At 43.4% G+C, this 4,282-nt stretch carries 5 protein-coding genes; 4 read left to right on the top strand and 1 reads right to left on the bottom strand.

Translation table 11 applies throughout. The annotated features are described in order from the left end of the window. Positions 1 to 294 precede the first annotated feature (294 nt). The 3 genes from LC586_RS39775 to LC586_RS39765 all read left to right on the top strand — a co-directional run bounded on the left by LC586_RS39775 (position 295) and on the right by LC586_RS39765 (position 2,276). On the top strand, positions 295 to 882 hold the full coding sequence (locus LC586_RS39775) for a PEP-CTERM sorting domain-containing protein (protein ID WP_229491270.1): 588 nt from the start codon (positions 295 to 297) through the stop codon (positions 880 to 882). A gap of 816 nt (positions 883 to 1,698) precedes the next feature. Beyond that, on the top strand, positions 1,699 to 1,896 hold the full coding sequence (locus LC586_RS39770; RefSeq protein WP_100902070.1) for a hypothetical protein: 198 nt from the start codon (positions 1,699 to 1,701) through the stop codon (positions 1,894 to 1,896). After that, positions 1,893 to 2,276: a type II toxin-antitoxin system VapC family toxin gene (locus LC586_RS39765; protein ID WP_229491269.1), complete on the top strand. Its 384-nt coding sequence runs from the start codon at positions 1,893 to 1,895 to the stop codon at positions 2,274 to 2,276. Before LC586_RS39770 ends, LC586_RS39765 begins: the two co-directional genes overlap by 4 nt. Before the next feature lie 49 nt (positions 2,277 to 2,325). On the opposite strand, the gene LC586_RS39760 is transcribed toward LC586_RS39765, so the two are convergent. Continuing rightward, on the bottom strand, positions 2,326 to 4,095 hold the full coding sequence (locus tag LC586_RS39760) for a plasmid replication protein, CyRepA1 family (protein WP_306423358.1): 1,770 nt from the start codon (positions 4,093 to 4,095) through the stop codon (positions 2,326 to 2,328). Between the two features lie 52 nt (positions 4,096 to 4,147). On the opposite strand from LC586_RS39760, the gene LC586_RS42480 reads away from it, so the two are divergent. After that, on the top strand, positions 4,148 to 4,282 hold a 135-nt coding region (locus tag LC586_RS42480), incomplete at its 3' end, for a transposase (protein ID WP_369010559.1).

Here is a 4,282-nt window from a genome sequence, read left to right as displayed (position 1 = left end):
GGATACTATCGAAGAAAAAATTGTGCAATTGCATCATCAGAAACGAGATTTGGCAGATAGCCTATTGTCAGGTGCTGATATTAGTGGTAAAATCTCAACGGAAGCCTTGTTACAGTTGATTAGCGAAGGTTAAGCTGTCAACCCCTTCGGGGAATTCAAAATTCATAATTTTGAATTCATAATTTTGAACCCCATAAATAAATTTAGGGGCTTGAGAAAAGGACACCTTTTCCTCTCTACGAGACAAGGATGTGATAGCATACCTTCAACAAATTTAAGTAGCATACCCAATCCATGAATCAAGTTCGACTCCCTAAACTTAGCATCGCCGTGATTGGTTTGGTAGTTGCAAGCGTATTTCATGCTACTCCCGTGCTGGGAGCTATTCTAACTAGGCAAGAATTTTCAGGTGATTTTACCTTAGTCGATGCTACTACCCCATTCCTTACGAACTCTTTGCCATTCGAGAGCGAATATTCGGGATTCGTGGTTTACTCAGAGTCCGGGACTTTGAGCGATTGGGAGCTATCCGTCAACAATCTAGACCTGAATTTGAATCCAGGATCTAATAATGGCAGTAACTTAACCCCAGATGTTGATTTTGAGCTTGATTCTAGGTCGAATTGGAATTTAGTAGTTGATTTTGGCATTGCTTTTGATGCTCCAAGATATACCCTAGAAAGAACTTCAAGCTCTGAAATTACCTTGACGGGTGCAGTGGGACGGGCAGGAACATACATCTATCAAGATTCTGCGGCCAATATTACCCTGAGTTCTTCATCTACATCAGTAAGAGAACCCACTTCCCTACTAAGTCTATTGTTTGGAGTTGGTGCAATTGCTGTCTCTAAAAAAGTTGGTAAGACGAAATCTGAAGCATGAATTACTCAACTCTTTACCAAAACTTTATCGATTTACATTAAAGTAACATGAGTGAGGGTTGGGTCGATACTTGTGTTTGCCCTGTACGTGATGCCGTTTCAAAATTTTTCGTTGTTTTGGCATCAAGTATAAAGTTAATGCTGAAAAGAATGAAGTTTCTAATGATGAATTTGGTACTTCTATTCTTGATTATTTAAAAGAATTTGCAGACTATGAGTCATGTATATAGATAGGGTTTCAATGCTCAAGCGTTGTTTACCGCCGTAGGCGATCGCCGAATGGCACACTTGTTAAGCGTAAATCCCTGGTATTCCTGGATGAAAGGATGTGGGGTGTGGGGAATTAAGAAGATGTTGAACTTTTTGACGCACTCGCATTTAATTGTCTGGAACACACGAAGCTGCAACCCTACCCCAACAAGATAGCCAGCAAGGACGTTTCACATGAATCTTCGTGCCATTCCATCCTTTCCCCTTTACCCGCAAACCCATTCCCCAGACCACAAGGAAAGTAAAAAATGCTTATCCGAACCGTATTGGCATGGCTAACGCTTACCGTCTCAATACCTTCTGGATAAAATCGACATCCTCAGTATTGAGCCGATAATACCGAACCCTCTGACCGTCCTCCATTGGTCTTCGTGATTCAGTAGACAAACCGAGTTGCCAAAGGTACTGCCCTAAAATCCACACAGGAGACTCCGATAGCGGAATCGTCAGATTGAGAATCCCCTTAACGTGAGATGAGTTGCGTTAAGAATTAAAACAAATCCGTTATAATCAAACCAATAAATCTGAGAAACAAGAGAATCTAACTGTGCCAATAATTAAAATACCAAAACATTATCTTATATATCAAGATGAAGATTCAATTACAGTAGATATACCAGAATCAATGCTGTTAGATTGGGAAAAAAACTATAAAAAGGTTTCTCAAGCTAAAGGGCTTTTAAAGCATAAAAAAGAAGCCATGCTGGCTCATTTAGATGCTGTACGTCAGGAGTGGGACGGATGAGATACGTATATGATACAAATATTTTTATTTATTATCTTGCGGATGAATCAACAGTTAATTCATTTTTTACAGAAGAATTTCTCAATTTGCACGAAGTTCTGATATCACCGATTATCTACATAGAATTATTAAGTTTTGCCGGCTTAGAAAAAGAAGAAGAGCAAGCGATCAGAGATTTACTATCCCAGTTTTACTCAGTTCCCTTGTTAAGAGAGATTGAAGAGCAGACAATCCAATTGAAACGACAGTATAAAATTAAGCTTCCTGATGCAATTATTGCTGCTACTGCATTACATAAAGACGCATTTTTGGTCACAAGAAATGCTAATGATTTTCAAGGGATTGCTGAACTAAAGATTGAAAATCCTTTTATTAAATAAGGTAGGGAGAATTTGGTCAGAGCGATGTCTGCGACAGTCTATTCGATCTCTACACCGCCATCAACCAATCGCACACCACAGACCTACACCCACCAGCAAAGTTAACCCAAACCTGCCACTGCCCCAGATAGCCATTCCAGTAAGGCTCACCATCAGCTACCCCAATAGCCTCGCCAATTGTGGAGACTAACTGGTTGTAGAACGAGCCAGCACTGTCCAAGCCTTGCTGCATTTTCAGTTTCAGCCCTTTCCAAGCTTGTCCTTGGGGGCTGGACACTACCTCTTCTAATATTTGGGAGGTTGTGTCAATGCCTTGTGTCGGTAACACTATATTATCGCTGCCTGACACCGACTCACGATTTAATGCTTCATCTCGATTTAACCACTGCCTAAAAATCGAATCGCGCTCGTCATCGGGTGGAACAAACCGATAAACGCACTCCCGATTTTCACGCTTACCCAATCGACCCACATAGTCCAATTTTAAATCAATTTTGGCAAGTAACTTTTGAGCGATCGCTACTGGGGTCAGTTTTTCAGAAATGGAAACATTCAAGTAATTCTTGATAACGTGCCTGTACTGAACAGCCAGAGCCTTAAACTCCACCATCTTTTCGTCGCTGCTACGTAACTGAATGTCTGGTGTAAGAAACTGCAACATCTGAAGATTTTCCAATAACAACACGGCAGGCAATAGCTGCCCCTTGTTAAAATCAGGCTTCCAAATCGAATTCTCCCCAGCCTCTAATTGTGCCTTAGCCCGTTTCGCATCACGGTTCGTCAGAAATTCCCGCCCCAGTGTCAAATAGTAGTGCATCCGCAGTTGAGGATACCAGCCGTCGTCATCTTTCTCCACAAGCTCAGGGGTAACATCAACTTCATAGCGACGGGATAATTCAGCCTTGCGCTGCTGATGTCGTTCGGTTTTCGTTTTCGCCCTTTTATCTTGCAGTTTTTTCAGTTCAGTTTGGGAAAGTTCATCAGCTTGCGCGATCGCCTGACACTCAGCAGTATACAATTGCTCACTTGCCGCTTTAACCGACTCGATTACAGCCCCACTCTCATCGTCATCAGCATCGTCGGCATCGATAATTGTATAACCATCCTCGACCAAACCCGCAAGCACAGATTCTCTATAGCGCCGCATCTCTACGTTGATGACAGAGCCACGCTTGCCCCAAGTCTGCAATGACTCCGGTTGAAAATTCTGGTCAACAAAGCTGTAATCGTCATTGTCCGCCGCCGACAACAGCGCAATGTTCGCTTGTGTTGCGACGTGTTGACTTCTGAGCAATCCTCCGATGGATGTGGAACCATTGCCTACAACCGACATCCCCCACTCTCTGACCCAAATGTGACGGTCAACAGTTTCCCTAACCCTTGCCAACATCTGCCGCACAGAGTTAACCGGCTGCACACCCTGAAAAATTCCCCAAACACCATCAAAATGTCCTCGAATATCGATGCTGACTCCAGTTTCTAAACTTGGGGAGGCGATAACCAAATCATACTGGGTGAGAATTTCGTTCAGGTGAGCGATACAACCGAAAGCCGCATGAGAAGGATCAGCAACGGATTCACTGTCAATTCGCAGTATCCGCAGGTGTGGGTATTTCCGGCGAAAACGTTCTTCCAATGCTTGCGTCCCCCATTTGGAAAGAGCTTTCTGAGCAGAGCAGCACAATAGAAAGCGAGGTCGCCAAGACGATTCTGCATGGTGGCTGGCAGAGGGGCAGGGGGGCAGAGGTGCAGAGGAGAGTGTAGCTTCATTCTCCCCTGCTCCCCCGCTCCCCTGCTCAAGAGCTAGTCTTATATTCAAATAATGGAGCCATGTTGCAGCTGATGCCCAAAGAACAGGACGTACTAGGGTAATTGTGCAGGATAACGGGCCTATACACCGATGCAAAGAAGTACAAATGCTATGGTCAAAATGGGAACACATGGGTTTGTACATCTTCTTTTTACCTGAATATTGCTCCGAAATGAACCCCATTGAATTGGAGTGG

The sequence above is a fragment of the Nostoc favosum CHAB5714 genome (assembly GCF_020829495.1).
Classification (GTDB): Bacteria; Cyanobacteriota; Cyanobacteriia; order Cyanobacteriales; family Nostocaceae; genus Nostoc; species Nostoc favosum.
Note: the sequence above shows the minus strand (reverse complement) of the source record. Positions and strands in the feature narration are given on the sequence as shown.

What these genes read in the sequence shown, in the direction of transcription:
- LC586_RS39775 (WP_229491270.1), top strand. Translation starts at nt 295, where the DNA reads ATGAATCAAGTTCGACTCCCTAAACTTAGCATCGCCGTGATTGGTTTG.
- LC586_RS39765 (WP_229491269.1), top strand. Translation starts at nt 1,893, where the DNA reads ATGAGATACGTATATGATACAAATATTTTTATTTATTATCTTGCGGAT.